This is a genomic window from Streptomyces sp. NPDC002958 (assembly GCF_055563255.1).
The window spans coordinates 139,905-157,861 of record NZ_JBVHDS010000010.1 but is presented as its reverse complement, the minus strand read 5'-3'; the positions used below and the strand labels follow the sequence as shown (position 1 = coordinate 157,861).

Here is a 17,957-nt window from a genome sequence, read left to right as displayed (position 1 = left end):
AGAGCATCGTGCACTGGCTCTTCGGTGATCAGCTCGACCCGCACTTCCTCTCGCCGGGAGACGGAGGCCCCGGCCGTGACACCCCACTGATCATGATCGAATCGCGTTCGGTGTTCCGGCGGCGGTGCTCCCACCGGGCCAAGGCCCATCTGGTGCTGTCCGCGATGCGGCACCGTGCGGCGGAACTGGGCAACCGCCTCACCTACGTGCGTGCTGACACCTATCGAGAGGGCTTGGACCAGGTTGCCCGCGGAGGTCCGGTCACCGTTCACCATCCCACCTGGTACGCGGCCTCCGCCTCGTGCGAGCTCTTCCGTGACTGTGGGGCCCGCGCGGGGCTTTCTGGTGCCCATGACGGCCTTTGCGGAGTGGGCGGATGGTCACGGCGCCAAGAGCCTGCGCCAGGAGAACTTCTACCACTGGGTTCGGCGCGGGAACGATCGGCCGGACGAGCGTACCGGCAAGCACGCCCGCCCTTACACCACAGGCAACTGGACATTTCTCGAGCGGCACCGGAACCGGCTCGCGGGCAATCACCGCCCAGCCGGTGCGCCAACTGGACCGGCTCACCGATCTCGCGCAGATGCGCCGTCAGAAACTCGCCCGAGGTGACACACCACCATGACATGCACACTGCTGCGCCAGTGCAGCGACCCTGACCAGAACAGGCTCCGCACCGGGCAAGAATCAGCGCATCCGTACAAGAACACTTGCCAGAAGCACCGGGGTGCAGGTGACTGAGTAAGAAAGGGTTGTGCATGCTGAAATCGCTGCCCACAGTGGCCAAACCGGTTGGCTTCGTCGACGGTCCGCTCACGGCTCTGGACGCCGCCCACTGCGTGGAAGCGGAACTCGGGCATGTTCTAGACGACAGACTGCGCCAAGCCCGTGACGTAGACACGGTGTTCGCACGCGACGTGGCCGGCCGAGTCACCGCGTTCGTCCGCCGCGGCGGGAAGCGACTGCGCACGGCGTTCGCGTGGTGCGGCTGGCGGGCCGCAGGCGGCTCGGGCGACGCCACGGCGCTCCTGCGGACGGGAGCCGCTCTCGAACTCCTGCAGGCGTGCGCTCTCGTACATGACGACGTAATGGACGGATCACCGCTGCGCCGGGGCGCTCCGGCGATGCACGTTGACTTCGCCCGCATGCATCAGACAGCTCGCATGACCGGCGCACCGGAAGCGTTCGCGACGTCCGCCACGATACTTGCCGGCGACCTGGCTCTGGCCTGGGCCGACGATCTGCTGACCGACACAGCCTTGAGCTCGCCACACGGCGCGCGACTGCACCGCGAGTGGCAGGCTATGCGTGCTGAGATGGTCGCCGGGCAGTATCGCGACATTCACGCGCAAGCAACCGGGACGTCCGGCATCGACGAAGCAATCAGCATCGCCACGCTCAAGAGTGCCCTCTACACGGTTGAGCGACCATTGGCGCTGGGTGCAGCCCTTGCCGACGCCGACGAGCACACCCTCAACGCGCTGTACTCCGCTGGGCGATGTGCGGGGCTCGCCTTCCAGCTCCGCGACGACCTGCTCGGCACCTACGGAAACCCAGGCGAAACTGGCAAACCATCAGATGGTGATCTGCGTGCCCGTAAGCTCACTTACCTGCTCGCCGTCGGTATGCGGCTCGCCGAAGCAGCCGGTGACGAGGTGGCAACTGCCGCGCTCGGTCCTACCCCCGGCTCTCGCTCGGACGAAGCAGTGAACCGGATGAGAGCGGCACTGGACCATACCGGTGCGAGGACCGTCGTTGAGTCCAAGATCACAGAGTTGGCGGCGACGAGCCTGCGGCACTTCGCTGGGTCGGGCGCGGACCCCTCCGTACAGCGGGAGTTCACCGTGCTGGTCGAGCGTGCTTCGGGCGTAGCCCTGAAAACCACTGAGGGGGACAGGTGAGAACGGTACCAGGGCCGACGGACCATATTGTCGTGGTGGGCGCCGGATTGTCTGGCCTTGCCTGTGCCCTCCACCTGCTGGGTGCAGGCCGCCGAGTCACCGTCATCGAACGGGACTCCCGACCGGGCGGCCGGGCCGGCCGCGTGACACTTGGCGGCTACGAGGTAGACACCGGTCCCACCGTGCTGACCATGCCACACCTCGCCGACGAAGCCTTCGCCGCCGTCGGCGACAGTCTCAGTTCCCACGTCGAACTGATGGCCCTGCACCCGGCATACCGAGCGAGCTTCGCGGACGGGACATCGCTCGACGTCCACACCGACGGCGAAGCCATGGAGACGGAGGTGCGACGGTTCGCCGGACCGGGTGAGGCGGCAGCCTACCGGGAACTGAGGGCCTGGTTGGAGCGGCTGTACCGGGCGCAGATGCGCCGCTTCATCGACACCAACTTCGATTCCCCTTTCCAGCTCCTTCACCCGGACCTGGCCCGCCTGGCGACGCTGGGTGGCTTCGGACGCCTCGACCGCCGAATTGGCCGCTTTCTTTCCGACCCCCGCCTGCGCCGTGTCTTCTCCTTCCAGGCTCTGTACGCCGGAGTCGCACCGGCCAAAGCCCTCGCGGCCTACGCGGTGATCGCCTACATGGACACGGTGGCTGGTGTCTGGTTCCCCAAAAACGGCATGCACGCGCTACCTCGAGGCATGGCGAACGCGGCTGCCGACGCAGGTGCCGAGTTTTACTGGTCAGCCGAAGCGACCGGGCTGGAACGCACGGCCGGCAGAGTGCGTGCCGTACGCCTGGCCTCGGGCGAGCGGATCGTCTGCGACGCGGCGGTGCTGACGTGCGAGTTGTCCACAGCGCACCGTCTGCTCGGACGAACACCCAGTCGTCCAGTACGGCTGCGCCACTCACCATCCGCCGTAATCCTGCACGCGGGGACCAGCCGTACCTGGCCAGGACTTGCCCACCACACCCTCTCTTTCGGCGCGGCCTGGGGGCGCACGTTCGAAGAGTTGACCCGTTTGGGACAACTGATGAGCGACCCGTCCCTGCTGATCACCCGACCGACGGCGCACGATCCCGCCCTTGCCCCGCCAGGCAAGCACCTCCACTACGTGCTGGCACCCTGTCCGAACACCACCGTAGGCCCCTCAGCCGCTGACTGGGAGGATCTGGGCCCTCACTACCGCGACAGCCTGGTCGCCGAGCTGGAGCGCCGGGGTTTAGAGGGGTTCGCGGACAGCGTGCAAGAGGAGCTGCTGGTAACACCACTGGATTGGGCGGCACAAGGGCATGCGGCAGGCAGCCCTTTCTCGGTCTCCCACACCTTCTCTCAGACAGGCCCGTTCCGCCCGCGGAATCTGGTTCGTGGCTTTGACAACGTCGTGCTGGCCGGCTGTGGGACCACACCCGGCGTCGGCGTGCCAACGGTACTCATCAGCGGCAAGCTCGCCGCTGCTCGCATCACCGGAGGCGTCCCGGGTGGTCCCAAGCGTCCAACGCCGCGCGTGCCACGTGCCGCTGCGGCCTCGACCGAGGAGGGTACTTGTGACCCGTCGTGAACTGGACGCAGCCGGGATCACCGATCCCTCTCTACGCGCTGCCTACAACCAATGCAGGCAGCTGAACGCTCGCCACGGCAGGACCTACTTCCTGGCAACCCGCCTGCTTCCGGTGGAACGCCGCTCCGCCGTGCACGCGCTGTACGGCTTCGCCCGCCGGGCGGACGACATTGTGGACGACCTTGACGGGACCCGAACGCCGCAGGAACGTGACAGGCTGCTGCGGCATCTGGAGAGTGACCTCGCACACGGGCTGCGCACCGGCGATGGAAACGAGCCCGTGGTCCGGGCCCTGGCCGACACCTCCGCCCGCTACGCCATTGAACACAGCCTGTTCGCCGACTTCTTGGCGTCGATGCGCAGCGACCTGTATGTAACGGACTACGAGAGCTACGCCGACCTACGAACATATATGCACGGCTCGGCCGCCGTGATCGGACTCCAGATGCTGCCAGTGCTCGGGACAGTCGTCTCAAGCGAGGAAGCAGCGCCACACGCGGCGGCCCTCGGCGTAGCATTCCAACTCACCAACTTCCTGCGCGACGTCGGCGAAGACCTGGACCGGGGCCGCATCTACCTGCCGGCAGACCTGCTCACTGCCCATGGCGTGGACCGCCCCCTACTGGAGTGGAGCCGCCGCACAGGGCACCGCGACTCGCGGATCCGCGAGGCACTCGCGGCCGCCGAGTCCCTGACCAGAGACGTGTACCAGGAGGCGGAACCGGGCATCGACATGCTTGACCCGCGCGTACGCCCCTGCATCCGCACCGCGTTCACACTGTATGGCGGAATCCTCGACGCGATCGTGGACCAGGGGTACACGGTGCTACACAGCCGCGCAGTGGTATCGCGGCGGCGCCGTGCGGTCACTGCCGCCGCAGGAGTCGCAAGCATCGCCGCAGCGCGCTTGCGTACCGGCGCCCCGTTTCGGGCCCGCGAGCGGGAGCTGCAACACTTCCAGTGGAAGGGGCCGGCACAGTGACTGACCGAGCGAGCCGTGCCGGGTGGACACCGCCATTGAGACGGCGGCGCCAGTCGGACTGGGCCACGCAGACTCCCACTTGGCGAGAGGCGCGTCCGGCACTGATCTCCGACGCACTCAAAAGGGCTTCAGCCCGTCCTTCTGGAAACTGGTTCGTCGTCGGTTCCTCCCACAACATCCGCGCCGGTGGTCGCCCGTACGGCAGGACAGTAGGTGGTCTCGAAGTCGTACTGTGGCGTACCGACACCGGCGAACTGCTCGCCGGCCCGGGTGCCTGTCCGCACCTCGGCGCGCCCCTGCGCGACAGTCGGGTGGTATGCGGCACGCTGGTGTGCCATTGGCACGGTCTGGCCCTGGACGGCAGTTCGTTCGCCGGCTGGGATCCGTACCCGGTCTACGATGACGGCGTACTGATCTGGGTCCGGCTTGACGCGGTTGGCGGAGAGGAGCCGTCGGAGCGTCCCACTATTCCCGTACGGCCGATTACGAACGACGGAATCGATGCCGTGTTTACAACGGCGGGGCGGTGTGAGCCGCAGGACGTGATTGCCAACCGGCTCGACCCTTGGCACGGATCTTGGTTCCATCCCTACTCGTTCGTCGACCTGACGGTGACCCGGTTACCGCTGGCGGAGGCAGAAGACGCCTTCGTGGTCGATGTCTCCTTCCGGGTGACCAGCCGACTGGTGGTTCCGGTCCGGGCGGAGTTCACAGCTCCCGGACCACGTACCGTGGTCATGCGCATCACCGAAGGTGAAGGGGCCACATCCACCGTCGAGACTCACGCGACGCCGCTGAGCGGCGAGGCTGACGAGTACCCACGGACTGCCGTGACCGAAGCAGTCATCGCTGCTTCGAACAGGCGAGGTTTCGCTGTGGCTCGGGCCGCTGCACCTGCGCTGCGCCCGTTGATGCGCCGGACGGCCCGCCGGCTGTGGCGTGACGACCTGGCATACGCGGAGCGGCGCTGGGAGCTACGCAGCAACGGACGGCTTCCAGGGTGAACTCATGTGCAGGTCATAGCCCTTGCCGAACCGCAAGGCTTGCACGACGTCAACCGGCTTTCTCAAACGCTCAGTTAGCGGATGCCGAGCTTGGCAAGTGCCCGCATTGCGGATGAACGGCCCGCACGGGGTACCGTCCATAGCACCTGGCCTTGCACGCCCCAGTTGGCGAGCAGCCAGTTGGCTGCCAGGAAACCGGTTGTGGCGGCACGCTCCATCAGTGCTACGGGCAGGTCGCAGCGGATTGCGTCACCGGCAAGCGTCACCCGGGGGTGGGGGGTGAACACTGTGGGACGCCGTGAGTAGGAGCCGATCGGGAAGAGAGGACAGTCGGAGCGCCATTCGTGCCGGGCGTCCACGATCTGCGCCCGCTGTGTCTCTGGGTAGACCTGGCGCAGGCGATCAACGAGGTCGGACTGCACCGCCTCGCGTTTCGCGTCGGCGACGGCGTATGCGTGTAGTTCCACTACCGAGCCGCCACTACGGGCGGCCCATCGGGCGGCCTCGCCCTCATAGCGTTCCAGGACACTGATGTTATCGAGACCGCCGTATCCACTGGTGCCGAGAAACCCGGCGCGGTCGGCGCGGACCGGCCGGTCGAGCCAGAGCCGGGAGACGAGGAAGGGAGGTGCGGTGCGCAGGGCGGAGATATCCTCGCGCCAGGCTGAGCTGCCCAATTCGGGTGACGCCGCGACAACCTCCCGCAATGCCCCGGGGTCGAGGGCGAGAACAGCCGCGTCGTGCAGGTCTGCGGCGGTGTCCGTCTGTACTTCCACTCTGTCTCCGTCGCGCGGCTGGATGCCGCACACGGGCGTGCTGGTGCGGACGTGCGCCCCGAGGCGCCGGAGATATTCACCGAGCGGCTGCCACAACGCTTGGGGGAAGGGCCCGTTCGGCACGTCGAAGAGCAGGCCTTCGGCGGAGCCGAGGAAATAGATGTGGAACATCAGCAGGAGTTCTGCGGCGGACAGTCCGCGTGGGTCGGCGAAAAAGCTGCGCGAGAAAACTTCGAAGGCCAGGTGACGTGCGGCTTCAGGGAAGCGAATGCGTTCCAGGAAGCGGGTCGCGCTGACGGAGTCGAAGCGCCCATAGACCTCCGGCACGCGAACATCGAGGAGAGGCAGCGCCGCGCGGGCGTCCATGGCTGCAAGATCGCGCCAGCCGAACGTGGGGCTCAGGGCTGCGAACCCGAGGGCACTGAATGGTGGTGTGCGTGGGACGCGGGCAAAGCTGTCGGTAAGACCGCTGCTGTGTCGTAGCGGGTAGTCGGACAGCGGCTGGAGACGAGCGAGTGCGGGATCAGTCCGCCGCAGCAGGCCGCGCAGGTTGTAGTACTGGCGGAAGAAGGCGTGAAAGCCGCGGCTCATGGTCACCTCGCTACCGTCGGCGAGGCGGGTTGACCATCCTGCGAGTCGGCCCCCGAGTGACTCCTGACGTTCGTACACCGTTACACGGACACCTCGTTCGCCCAGGAGGGTGGCCGCAGCGAGACCTGCGATCCCTCCACCGATCACGGCTACACTCGGTGCGTCCGTAGGTGCGAACCGCTTTTTGCCGGGTGCGGGCATGACGACCTCGGCTTTGCGGTCGCGGCCCCGTTGGGCAGCACGGTGCGAGATGCTCACCGTGCGCGCTCCGTTGTCACGGCGGAACCGTTGGCGGCGACGAAAGTGTGCACGATTCCGGTCTGCCACCCGGCGACGGGCAGCGCGCGCACTTCCGTAAATCCTGCGCTTCTCAGACGGCCGGCGAATTCAGAGACCGTGTCGAAATTGAGGACGCTTCGCCACAGGTGACGGTAGAGAACCCGGTCACCGCTGAGGGTTCCCGCAGGGATGATCAGCCCTCGGCACACGGCCGTCCACAAGGCGCGATGGGCTGCCGAACCGCTGAGGCTGTACTCGTGGACGGCGAGCCGGCCCCCCGGTCGCAGCAACGCTCGGACATCAGTGAGGATGGCGTCCGGGTCGGTGACATTACGGAACAGGTAGGCAGCGAACACCGCGTCGTAGAGTCCCTTCCCGATCGCGGCCAAATCTTCGGCAGCCAGGTGCCGGAAGCGAACGCGAGCCGGCCACGGTTTGGTCCGTGCGCGCCTCAGCATTCCTGACGACACGTCGATGGCTGTGATCTGGGCGCGAGGTGCGGACTGCAGCAGCGCACGGGTGGATGTCCCTGTTCCGCAACCGAGGTCGAGGACGTGGAGGCCAGCCCCTGCCCGCGGCAGACACAGCCGTCGTGCCGAACGGAGGAGGTCGGTGCGGTAGCCGGGGTTGAATGCTGTGAGGCGGTCATAGGTGTGCGACGCGTGGTCGAAGGCGCGTGCCAGGTCGTGGTCACGCAACAGTGTCATCGGTGGCTCTCTCCGATTCGTGATACTGGGTGGAGGCGACGGGGCAGAAAGGGGAGTTCGACAGCGGTCCGAAGCATGGGGCCGATAGGGGTGTGCAGGCCGATGCCCCACTCCTCCCAGGGCGAGGTGCCGCCGTTGAGGAAGCGCAGCAGACGTTCTGGTGGGATGCTGCGGAACAGGCGGGTGAAGAAGGTGTGGCCGTCGATCCGTCCGGTGTCCAGGGCCCGCAGCAGGATCGCGTCCATGGTCATTGCTCGCCGCCCGTGAGGTCGGGGCGTGATTACGTGGCCATTGCGCAGGGCGTCGGTGATGGCCTGGCTCTGTCGCTGTACAGCGGCGAAGGTGTAGCCCGTCGCCGGGCGGGTGGCGCCCCCGGCGGTCCCGATCCGGAAGATCGCTTTCCCGATCCGACGGGGAAAACGCGCGTCGGTCATGGGAATGACACCTTGCTCCGCCGTTTCGATAGTGAACGCGCCGAGCTTGAGTGTCTCTCGGCTGTAGCGACCAAGTGCCGTCTCGTAGGCCGTTTTAGTCAGCGGCGTCCGGGAGAACTCGGTGTACTCGACAAGCGCCCGATTCGGCGCAAGCGGCAGTACGTAACCGAACGCGAGCCCGTGGCTCGGCTGTGGCACCCGGAAGTCCATCAGGTCGGCAACTGCAGCATCGAACTGGTCCGTTTCCGTGTGCACGAACCAGCCGCGGAAGTGTTGGAACAGCTGTGTCCGGGCCGGTGGCAGGGCATGCAAGGGGCGGGAGTCGAAAACACAGCGGGCGTGGAGTACCAGGGCCCGACCATCAGGTGCAGTGCAACGGACTTCCGCTCCGTCAGCCGTGTCGCGCACTGTGTCCGCCGTCGCGCGCAAGACGCGCGCACCGGGCGACCGGGCAAGCCGAGAGTGCACCCACTGCTCGAACGCTCTGGAGCGGACCATGTGGTAGCGCAGCGGAGACGGGTTCATGGCGATAATGCCGCCTTTGGCGTCATGAACCCGCAGCCGCGACCAGGAGGCGCTGACCACTTCACCGAATTCGCTGATGCCTTCCTCCCAGTAGCACCAGGTCCGCTCTGGCGGTCGACATGGACCGTCCGGTGCCTCCACCAAGGTTACGGTCACGGAACCGATCGCCGTGAGTTGCTGCGCGAGGCTGAGCCCGGACGCGCCGCCGCCGACGATGATGACGTCGGAGCTCTCGTCCGCGGCGTCGGGCCATCGGTTCACCAGGCGCGCCTTTCGATGACGAGCGCTCCGTCCGGGGCAGTGCGCAGCAGCTCTGCGTCCGCCGCCATGGCATCGGCGATGGCAACAACAACCTGACGCGGGTCGCCCCCCGCTGGCATCGGCGGTGCCGTGCCCGCGACCGCCCGGTCGGCGAAGCCGGTTTCCAAGTGACCGGGCCGGACTTCCAGTACCCGGATGCCGAGGGTCCGTGTTTCCCGGCGCACGGCGTCGAGCCAGGCACTCAGTGCGGCTTTGGAGGCGCTGTAGTCAGCCATCTCCGGCTGCGGGCGCTCAGCGACCACACCGGTGAAGGCGGCGATCACGGAACTCGATTCCATCATGGCAAGCGCGGCACGGAAGAAGGCCGCAGGTGCGAGAAGGTTGACTGCCATCAAATGCTCCGCGACCTCGTCACCTAACTCCGCCGCACGGCCAAAGGCGACCGATCCGAAGGCCGTCACAACTGCGTCCAGCCCACCCAAGGAGTCCGCCGCGCCATGCACGGCGAGGGCGCAGGACGCAGGGTCGTAAGCGTCGAACAAGAAGGTCGGAACACCCGCGTGCGCCTGGGCGGCGCGGGCAAGGCGCCCGGGGTCTCGACCCGCAAGTACCGGACGCGCTCCACGGCCGGAGAGCTCCACGGTGAGAGCAGCACCCAGCACGCCGGTGGCTCCTGCCACCAGCACGCGTGCGCCGCCGATATCCACGTCACTCTCCGATCACAGGGGCAGGTCAGCTACTTTCCTTCGCGCATCTATGAATTCCTTGAGCCGGCAGCCGAAGGATGCGCCGGGTATGCACTAATTGATCATTCCAGAATGAGGTCCGGAGTCGCCCCAAGTGGTACGTGCGCGTCGGCTCCATCCGCCAGCCCCATCGGCACGCCGTTGGGCGGCCGGTGGGGCCGGCTGACAGGGGTCGGGGCCGTGCCCGCGCGACCGTACGCCACGGCTTCATCTCGGGCCGTCTTCTGCAACGGCCAGTAACGCAGACTCAACCACGCGCCAGGTCGCTGAGCACCTCTCGGGCGGCCCGAGTGCCAGTCCCCCCGACCACGTTCCGTCTGCCGACCGTGGGGCGCCACTTCGCCCCAGTAGCCGCCGGACGGCATCTCGTCACCCGAGCGCGACCGACTCCACGGCCGAAACCGCCTCCGCGAGCCCCGGCGGATGGGGTAGCCCCGGCACGCTCTGCCCGAACCAGCCAGGTCCGAGTGTCAGGACGACTGGCTTCCTACGGGCGCCGCGCACACCCCATTCGATCGCAGCCACATGCTGGGCCAGGGCCCGGCTCGCGGTGGTACGCGACTGCGCCCATAGTCCTACCGCGACCGGCCCGGTTCTGCGCACGGCGGACTCAAGTGAATCGGCGGGCAGCGCGCTGCCGAACATGCGCACCGGGAGACCTCGTTCAGCCAGTGCGGCTGAAAGCACTTCCAGTGGCAGGGTGTGGTTTTCCGCAGGCACGCAAGCAAGAACCGTGATGGCTCCTGGCCAGTCGGCGACCACGGGCGGGGCGTGCCGCCGCAACGCGCCGGATACATGCCAGGACAGGAAGTGCTCGACCTCGACATAGCGCTCGCCCGAGCTCTCCCATTTGCGGCCGACCGCCTGCAGCGTTGGCATGATCACCCCTGTCCAGGCGGCGACCAGACCATGCTTATCAATCGCGGCCTTCAGCAGCTCGTCAAGCGCGGAGGCATCCAGGCGCAGGGCTGCGCGCGCCACTCCCTTGCACTCCTGACGCACGTCTCTCAGCTGAAGGCCGGCACGGGCCCGACTGCGCCGGCGGGCTGCTGCCCCCGGAGTGGCAGTGGGATTTACCCGGAGCAGGTGCGCTTCCGGGCTCGCCGCGCCGAGCGCTACGCGCGCGGCTTCGGCGGGTGGCAGTCCAGTAGCTGTCAGGTCGCACATCTGCTCCAACCGCGCCACATCCTTGGCCGTCCAGCGGCGATGCTGGCCACTTGTGCGCACGGTGGGGCCAAGACCATAGCGGCGATCCCACGAACGGATAGTGGTGGGCGCCACCCCGAGACGCCGCGCCACCTCACCGGTGGTAACCCCTTCATCACGCCGCGCGTCGTCGATTGGGTCGTCCAGGCTCACGCTTCTACTTTACGACGCATAACCGACGCATGTTGAGTTCGTCGTTTGCACTCACAAGACTTTTTCTCAGGCGTTCGTGCACCTCGGCGCGCGTGCCGAACAGCCGATTCGAAGTCGGCCCTTCGCCGCGCACGAGACGCATGCAGGAGGAATAGGCCATGATCACGAATACGCGGTCGAGCAGTGTGCCTTCCACGGCCGCAGAGGAAAGCCTCTATGAAGACGAATTGGTCCGTGGCCTGCGCGCTGCGGACGAGAACGCGTTCGCTGCTGTCTACCGGCGTTGGGGCGCCCTCGTCCGCACCATGGCCACCCGCTCGCTCGGTGACACCTACGAGGCCGAGGACGTGACCCAGCAAGTGTTTCTTGGCGCATGGCGCGGCCGGGATGGCTTCCGCCCGGAGCGCGGCCCCCTCGGCTCCTGGCTCGTCGGCATCACGCGTCGAAAGATCATTGACGCACTCGCAGCCCGGACGAGGCGCCTCACGCTCATCGACTCGGTTGCCCCGGACACTTGCCCGCAGCGAGTCAACGAGGCAGCCGAAGAGGTTTTGGACCGGGTCTTGTTGGTTGACGCGCTGTCAGGGCTATCGAGCCACCAACGTGAGGTGCTCTGTCTGGCCTTCTACGGGGACTTGACCCAGGCCGAGATCGCCGAACGTACCGGAATGCCGCTGGGTACCGTGAAGAGCCACGCCCGGCGTGGTTTGCACCAGCTCCGCCGAAGAATCGAACAAGACTGTGACGACGAAATTGGTCCCTGACCTCGATGTTTCGTGACGGTCCGTCGGTTCATCCAGCGGACCGTTTCGGCTGCTCGGGCAGGCGGCGGGGGTGGTCGTGGCCCGGCTGTCGCGTCGGGTGGGCGCCGGGTTCCACTGCTCCGGTCGCGGAACGGCTCGTCGACCAGGACCCTGTCGGTGAAGACCAGCTTGTGATCCGGCCCGGCTCCGGCGGCCCGCTTGCGCTCTCCGCCACGACGCTCACTCGCGGAGCACGCGCTGACCCCGCCGCTCAACGAGGAGAGCGCAGGGGAGCACGCGAGAGCCTCTGACCTGGACAATCGCTGTCGCCACGGACCACGGCGGACCAGGCGGACATTACATAGGCTAGGGAGCATGGCCTACGAGATTCCGGTAACGCAAGCCCGAGCTGAGCTCGCCGAACTGATCAACCGCGTCGTCTACGGCGGCGAGCGAGTGGTTGTGACGCGGCACGGCAAGCCGCTCGTCGCGCTCGTTTCGGCCGCTGACCTGGAGCGACTCGAAAGCGACGAGGCAGTTGCCGACGAGCAGGTGATCAGCTCGGTCTCCTCGATCGGCTCCTCGGTGTCCGCTCCCGGCGAACGGCGGCGCTTCGGTATCGCGGCGGAACACAGAGGGCATCGCGAGCCGGGCAACTGAGCGCCCCGCTGGCGTCCGGTAACGCGGAAGCGTCGTGCACCCCCGCCCGCTGCGGCGGGGGTGCACGACGTGTTCGAACGGGGGTCGGCCCACCAGGGCCGGCTCCAAGGTGCTGGGAATGGGCGCGGCCATGGCCCGGGCCCGGCGCCGACCACCGATGAGCACCGCCGCCAGTCCGAGCGCCGACCACAGGGTCAGGGTGAGCAGCGCGCCGCCCGCACCGTTGCCGTCGAAGAAGGCGACCGACCGCAGCAGTGAGCCGCCCGCATCCGGGGCATCAGCTGACCGACCGTCCCGATCGGCCGGGGCAGCAGCTCGGGCGAGCCGGTGACACCGGACAACGGGTTTGCGAGCAGCACCATCACACCTATCTGCTCACGGGCAGGACCGACCGCAGCGATGTGGCGTGCGCCCCGCACGCCACACCGAAGCCGTAACGGTCACAGGCCACGGGTACGGGCGGCCGGCGGTCTCGAACCTCCGGCCGCCCGTTCTCGCATACGGGCTCCGCCTCATGCCTTCCGGTCGTACGTCTCCAGCCCCTACTGTGATCAGCGCCAGGATCGACACGATGAAGACCGCGGTCGGCAAGACGAACGCACGCGCGGAATCGACGATCCCGCGCAGATTTACCGCGGTGATCAGGGCCAGCACGCCGAGACACAACCACAGCCGGTCGTCGTACAGACCGGGGAAGGCGGAGGTCAGCGCGGCCACTCCTGCGGTGACGGCGACCGCGACGTTGAGGACGTAGTCGAGGACCAGTGAGGCGGCGGCGACCAGGCTGGTGCGGCGACCGATGTGCGTCCTGGCGACCGCGTAGCTTCCGCCACCGTCCGGGAAGGCCGCGATGACCTGGCGGTACGAGGCCACGAGGACGGCCAGGAGGGCGGCGATCGCCACTGTGACGGGGAGCGTGAAGCCGAGCCCGTGCCCTCCCGCCGCCGCCAGCACCAGGACGATCGCCTCGGGCCCGTACGCCACCGAGGCCATCGCGTCGAGAGAAAGCGCGGCGAGGCCGGTGAAGGCGGTGAGCTTGTGGCGGGCCCCGGTGTCCGGAGGTTCCTCGGCACTCGGTGCCGTACCGGGGTCGGAGGTCAGAACAGACATGAGTTTCGCGGTCCTTCGGTCGGGTCCACTCAGGGTGTTCCCGCTTCCGGCCGGTGATGGCCGTCAATGGCGCGTTCTTGGCGCGAAGCGGTGATTGCTTCGCGCGTTCTTGACGGGGGGTCAGGATGTCGTCAAAACTGGGTGGTCAGGACGCCGTCAAAGCTGCCCCTGCCCCCATCCCCTTCGGAACTGCCGACCCGCAGCCGCACAGGACCCAGCAGGCCGCTGACACGCTGGCCCGGGAACACGAAGTGGGTCGGGCTCGTCGCGTCCAGGTGGGGCGCCAGCGTCCCGAACACAGTGATGTCGAGGGTATGGGCCCCGGGCCCGACCAGACCCGTCAGATCGAAGACGTAGGGGGAACACACCCGTACCCCGGCGGCGACCCCGCCGACCCGCACCTCCGCCGTCCCCCGGACCCGGCCGAGGTCGAGCGACACGTGCCCCGCGGCGGCCTCGGCGGGCAGGGTCACCACGCGACGGTAGCGCACACCGCCGCTGTACTCGGCGAGACCATGAGTCTCCCAGTCGCCGACGCGAATCCGCCCGGGGCCGACCTCACAGCGCACCGGACCGGCCAGGGCGGCGCCCCCCTCGTAGCCGGGGCGCGTCCGGATGCGCAGGGCCGCGGTCCGGGGCCCGGAGGGACCACCGGCCGCGAGGTCGACCGCCACGGTCCGTATGCCCCGCGTGTCGACATCGGTGACGGGGGCGGCGCACTCGGAACCGTCCACGAAGACAGTCGTCTCGCCGTGCACGCGCGCGGTCAACCGGGTGGCGCCGGGCGGTAGTGCGCACCACAGCCACTCCACCGCTCGCCGATGCCCCGGGGCCGCGAACCGTACCGGCACCACCGTGCCGTCGTCCGCGTCCGGGTCCAGCCAGGCGGCGCCCGGCAGCGGGTGAGGGCGGCGGCGCAGATGCAGGGCGGCCGGGTCGCCCACCGGCTTGCGACGCACCATGACCGGCACGCGACCCGTCGTACTCTCGACCCACCACCGGGCGTCGCTGTGCAGGGTTGCGACACGGTCGCCGTTCCCGTCGTCGAACACGGCGTCCACCAGGACCGCGCCGTCGTCGTCGCCGGATGTCTCCACCACGATGTCGTTGTCACCGATGAGCAGGGCCGCGGCCACATCATGCCGTCGCACGCGTGGGACCGCGTGTGCGGCGTAGGGGTCGAATCCGCCCTGACGGCCCACCACTTGTCCATTGACACGCAGTACGCAGGCTGTGCACGCGGCCACTTGGACGACGGCCAGGACGGGCAGGGCCGCGAGACGCAACGTCGTGCCCATCGCCCTGGGCGCGTGAATCCGATGGGGCGCGTGAATCCACTCCGGGCGACGGTAGCGCCCGGGATCACGTACGAGCGCCACATGCGCCCGCAGATCGCAGTTCTGATCAGGCGTCAGAGACAGTTGCAGCAGATGGCGGCCTGCCGCCACTCGTACCGGGCCCATCGCCAGGTGGCCCCCGTCGTCGAGAGTGACGGGGACGCCGTCGAGCCGGGCCCGCTTCGCCGCCGCGGCCCCGATCGCGAGGTGTCCATCGAAGGCGTCGTCGAGGAGCAGGTCCATCCGCAGCCGCGCCACCACTCCGGCGGCCGTGGGGCCGATGTGCAGGAACTCCTCCGGCACATGACCCTTGGGCCCCAGGACGGCGCGGTGGATCGGGTCCTTGTGCACGCCCAGGGTGTCGGACCATTCGAGGGGGGACGGGACCTCGTGGCCGGGGTGTTCGCGGAGCACGACCGCGCGTGGGCCGAACGTCGCGTGGACCGTGGCCGTGACCGGCTCATCGGCGCGGTCCGGCATGGCCCATCCGTCCGTTACGCCGTTCTCGCCGGCCGCCTCCACCCGGTGCCGGAAAGTCCGGCACTCGGTGACGGGCGAACCGGTGGGCGGGCCGGTCGCCGGGCGCGCGAAGTCGCCCCAGGTGTTGTCGAGGGTCGGGACGAGCGTCATGTCCCAGTCCGCGTCCGGAGGGATCTCGATGGCGGTGACGCCCGCTTCGGCGCCGGACTGTCCGGCGCCGGGCGGCCCGGGTGCGCCGGACGCTCCGGCCGTGGCCGCCTCCCGGGTCCGTGCCGGAAGGACCAGCACCGCTGCGGGGCCCGTATCGAAGGGGACATCGACCTCGACGGCCCGGGCGTCGTCATCGGCGGGCAGCACCGGCAGTATCCGGGGAGCGCCGCCGAACGGGTCCAGCAGGACGGCCGGGCCCAACACGTCCCGCACCCGTACCCGTGCGCCGCGCGCGTAGCGGTCCGGGTCGAAGTCGTAGCGGGCGTCCAGCCAGCCCAGCGCGGCGCCCCGCTCATCAGGGGCCGCGACGGCCGCCCGGGTCGCCCGCGGGGTGGCCGCGGTCAGGAACACCACGGTGGCGCCCTCCACACGACGAGCAAGGGCGGGGACCGGGGCCCGGACCACCGGGCGCGCCCCCGCGAGCGCCGCGGTGAGCGAGTCGGCCGGATCGTCCGTCATGGGCACGAACACGGCCCGGCCGTCGGCGAAGCACGCGCGCAGTTCGGCGAGCACGGTGGCCGCACCAGGGCCGATGACCTGCTCGGGGAGGGCGTCGAGCGCGATCACTTTTCCACCGGAGGTGGCGAATTCGATGAGCCGGTGTGCCGTTTCCTGTTCGAGGACCGTGCACGCGGGCAGCACGATGGTGGTGTACGCCTCGTCCGCGACCTTCAGCCGCACGTCGCTGTCGAACGGCACGATTCGGGCGCGCGCCACGGATGCATCGTCGATGACGTCGGCGTCGAGACCGAGACGGTCCACGATGCCCGGCCGGGGACGGAACCAGGCCATGTCCCCGACGAGTTTGAGATACGTCGACTGGGCCTTCGCCGCCGCATCCGTGACCCCGTCCATCGCGGTCCCGGCCTGGACCGTGGTGGTGGGCAGCAGTATCGCGATGTCGCACAGATGGTGGCCGAGACTCAGAATCGCGCACAGCCGGGCCACGGCGTCGGCGAAGACGCGGTGGTGGCGCCAGTACGGCTGACGCCAGTCGGTCGCGGGCGGCGCCCACTCCCACCAGCCGCCCCTGGTCGTGTAGTAGACGGCATGCGGGTTGTAGAGGGTCGCACCGGCGCGGAGCCACGGCAGCAGCCAGTCGAAGGTCTCCTCCAGCGTGCCGCCCCAGCCGGTGGAGTGGAAGGCCTCGATCCAGGTGCGGGGGCGGCCGTAGAGGTGGGCGAGCGAGGAATGAATACGGGCGTCCCCGTGGTGGTCGGAGCCGGGGGCCGAGAACCAGCGGTGGGTGCGGGCGTAATCGGCATACAACTCCACGCCCGCGACGGGGTGTCCGGCACGGGCGGGGTCCTGCTGGTCGCAGCCGATGAGCAGGCCGCGGCGGTCGTGCCAGTCGGCCAGCGGCCGGAAGAACGCCTCCTCGGCCAGCTCGGCGCGGGTCACCTGATAGTCCCTCCGGATCCGGTGCGTGTCCGGATCCGTGCTGTCGCCGTACAGGGCGTCGAGCCGCGCGGTGATGTCGTATCCGCGAAGGCGCAGAAAGGCGTCGGCGAAACCGGTGGACCAGGTGGGCAGGGACGGCAGCTCGTCCTGGAACGAGCCGACGACAACGGTCCCGAGCCGGTCGCCGAGCCTGCGCTCGAACTCCCCGTGCACCCGGTCCAGCAACGCCGCACAGGCCTGGGAACCGAGGTAGTCGAAGCCGAGTGCCACATGATGATGGAGCGTCAGACGCCAGCGTCCGGGACCCGGTGCCCGTACGACCCCGTCGTCCACCGCCACCGGGATCGCCGGGCCGACGGTCCGGCCGTCGCCGTCGACCGGTTCGGCGCGGCCCGCGAGCGGCCGGCTGTGAGGAGGGCACCGCAACTCTCCGGTCCGTACCGTCGTGGAGTCGACGACGGCACGCAGACGGTCGAGCCGACGGCCCGCGTGGGCGGGTTGCTCGTCCACGAGGCGCGCCTGGAGATCGGCGCCGGAGAAGCCGAGCTGATCGTAGAACCACAGGCTGACGCCCAGCTCGCGGGCGTCGTCGCACACGCCGTCGAGCAGAGCCCACCACGCGTCGGACAGAAAGGGCGGGTCGTCGGCGTCGGAGCCGAACAGAGGGCCCGACGGCGCCAGGTTGAGGAGAACGAGATGGTGTACACCGCCCTCCGTGAAGCGTTCCAGCTGCGCCCGAAGCCGCGCGCGGTCGAGCCGTTCCCCGCTCCACCACCAGATGGCGGTGGGCGAGAAGGCGCGCGGGGGTTCGGCGAAGACGGCCGCGATGCTCGGGGGGAGTGGAGGGAACTGGGGAAGCAGTGGGTGCGCCGGACGTGTCATGAGATGT

The 17,957-nt window shown here is 68.7% G+C and carries 12 protein-coding genes and 3 pseudogenes; 7 read left to right on the top strand and 8 right to left on the bottom strand.

Going from position 1 to position 17,957, the window contains the following annotated elements; genetic code table 11:
- Positions 1-8: 8 nt before the first annotated feature.
- The 5 genes and pseudogenes from ACZ3IC_RS19770 to ACZ3IC_RS19750 all read left to right on the top strand — a co-directional run.
- Positions 9-441 (top strand): annotated as a pseudogene (locus tag ACZ3IC_RS19770) (cryptochrome/photolyase family protein); the annotation flags it as partial.
- A 317-nt stretch (positions 442-758) separates the two neighbouring features.
- The gene (locus ACZ3IC_RS19765) at positions 759-1,901 is read left to right on the top strand and encodes a polyprenyl synthetase family protein (protein WP_467417776.1); all 1,143 of its coding nucleotides are present in this window, start codon (positions 759-761) and stop codon (positions 1,899-1,901) included.
- The gene (gene crtI, locus ACZ3IC_RS19760) at positions 1,898-3,463 is read left to right on the top strand and encodes a phytoene desaturase family protein (RefSeq protein ID WP_467417774.1); all 1,566 of its coding nucleotides are present in this window, start codon (positions 1,898-1,900) and stop codon (positions 3,461-3,463) included. The genes ACZ3IC_RS19765 and crtI overlap by 4 nt, the downstream gene beginning before the upstream one ends.
- On the top strand, positions 3,450-4,445 hold the full coding sequence (locus ACZ3IC_RS19755; RefSeq protein ID WP_467417772.1) for a phytoene/squalene synthase family protein: 996 nt from the start codon (positions 3,450-3,452) through the stop codon (positions 4,443-4,445). Before crtI ends, ACZ3IC_RS19755 begins: the two co-directional genes overlap by 14 nt.
- Positions 4,442-5,449, top strand: coding sequence for a DUF5914 domain-containing protein (locus ACZ3IC_RS19750; protein ID WP_467417770.1), 1,008 nt, complete (start codon positions 4,442-4,444; stop codon positions 5,447-5,449). The genes ACZ3IC_RS19755 and ACZ3IC_RS19750 overlap by 4 nt, the downstream gene beginning before the upstream one ends.
- Positions 5,450-5,523: 74 nt before the next feature.
- Here ACZ3IC_RS19750 and ACZ3IC_RS19745 read toward each other — a convergent pair whose 3' ends face one another.
- The 5 genes from ACZ3IC_RS19745 to ACZ3IC_RS19725 form a co-directional block, all read right to left on the bottom strand.
- Positions 5,524-7,017 carry an FAD-dependent oxidoreductase gene (locus tag ACZ3IC_RS19745; protein ID WP_467417920.1) on the bottom strand — a complete coding sequence of 498 codons (1,494 nt, stop codon included), beginning with the start codon at positions 7,015-7,017 and terminating at the stop codon, positions 5,524-5,526.
- Between the two features lie 53 nt (positions 7,018-7,070).
- Entirely contained in the window at positions 7,071-7,802 is a 732-nt protein-coding gene (locus tag ACZ3IC_RS19740; RefSeq protein ID WP_467417769.1) for a methyltransferase domain-containing protein, read from the bottom strand.
- Positions 7,799-9,022 (bottom strand): lycopene cyclase family protein, encoded by a 1,224-nt coding sequence (locus tag ACZ3IC_RS19735; protein ID WP_467417768.1) that lies wholly within the window; start codon positions 9,020-9,022, stop codon positions 7,799-7,801. Before ACZ3IC_RS19735 ends, ACZ3IC_RS19740 begins: the two co-directional genes overlap by 4 nt.
- A complete protein-coding gene (locus ACZ3IC_RS19730) occupies positions 9,019-9,729 on the bottom strand; it encodes an SDR family NAD(P)-dependent oxidoreductase (RefSeq protein ID WP_467417766.1) in 711 nt (236 codons plus the stop codon). Before ACZ3IC_RS19730 ends, ACZ3IC_RS19735 begins: the two co-directional genes overlap by 4 nt.
- A gap of 408 nt (positions 9,730-10,137) precedes the next feature.
- Positions 10,138-11,121 (bottom strand): MerR family transcriptional regulator, encoded by a 984-nt coding sequence (locus tag ACZ3IC_RS19725; RefSeq protein WP_467417919.1) that lies wholly within the window; start codon positions 11,119-11,121, stop codon positions 10,138-10,140.
- A gap of 164 nt (positions 11,122-11,285) precedes the next feature.
- On the opposite strand from ACZ3IC_RS19725, the gene ACZ3IC_RS19720 reads away from it, so the two are divergent.
- The gene (locus ACZ3IC_RS19720) at positions 11,286-11,891 is read left to right on the top strand and encodes an RNA polymerase sigma factor (RefSeq protein ID WP_467417764.1); all 606 of its coding nucleotides are present in this window, start codon (positions 11,286-11,288) and stop codon (positions 11,889-11,891) included.
- Between the two features lie 354 nt (positions 11,892-12,245).
- Positions 12,246-12,530 carry a type II toxin-antitoxin system Phd/YefM family antitoxin gene (locus tag ACZ3IC_RS19715; RefSeq protein ID WP_467417763.1) on the top strand — a complete coding sequence of 95 codons (285 nt, stop codon included), beginning with the start codon at positions 12,246-12,248 and terminating at the stop codon, positions 12,528-12,530.
- Between the two features lie 87 nt (positions 12,531-12,617).
- On the opposite strand, the pseudogene ACZ3IC_RS19710 reads toward ACZ3IC_RS19715, so the two are convergent.
- The 3 genes and pseudogenes from ACZ3IC_RS19710 to ACZ3IC_RS19700 form a co-directional block, all read right to left on the bottom strand.
- Positions 12,618-12,928, bottom strand: a pseudogene (locus ACZ3IC_RS19710) (ABC transporter permease); the annotation flags it as partial.
- A 142-nt stretch (positions 12,929-13,070) separates the two neighbouring features.
- Positions 13,071-13,640: pseudogene (locus tag ACZ3IC_RS19705) on the bottom strand (amino acid permease); the annotation flags it as partial.
- Positions 13,641-13,771: 131 nt separating this feature from the next.
- A complete protein-coding gene (locus ACZ3IC_RS19700) occupies positions 13,772-17,950 on the bottom strand; it encodes a hypothetical protein (protein WP_467417761.1) in 4,179 nt (1,392 codons plus the stop codon).
- Positions 17,951-17,957 lie beyond the last annotated feature (7 nt).

What these genes read in the sequence shown, in the direction of transcription:
- ACZ3IC_RS19765 (WP_467417776.1), top strand. Translation starts at nt 759, where the DNA reads ATGCTGAAATCGCTGCCCACAGTGGCCAAACCGGTTGGCTTCGTCGAC.
- ACZ3IC_RS19745 (WP_467417920.1), bottom strand. Translation starts at nt 7,017, where the DNA reads ATGCCCGCACCCGGCAAAAAGCGGTTCGCACCTACGGACGCACCGAGT.
- ACZ3IC_RS19740 (WP_467417769.1), bottom strand. Translation starts at nt 7,802, where the DNA reads ATGACACTGTTGCGTGACCACGACCTGGCACGCGCCTTCGACCACGCG.
- ACZ3IC_RS19720 (WP_467417764.1), top strand. Translation starts at nt 11,286, where the DNA reads ATGATCACGAATACGCGGTCGAGCAGTGTGCCTTCCACGGCCGCAGAG.
- ACZ3IC_RS19715 (WP_467417763.1), top strand. Translation starts at nt 12,246, where the DNA reads ATGGCCTACGAGATTCCGGTAACGCAAGCCCGAGCTGAGCTCGCCGAA.
- ACZ3IC_RS19700 (WP_467417761.1), bottom strand. Translation starts at nt 17,950, where the DNA reads ATGACACGTCCGGCGCACCCACTGCTTCCCCAGTTCCCTCCACTCCCC.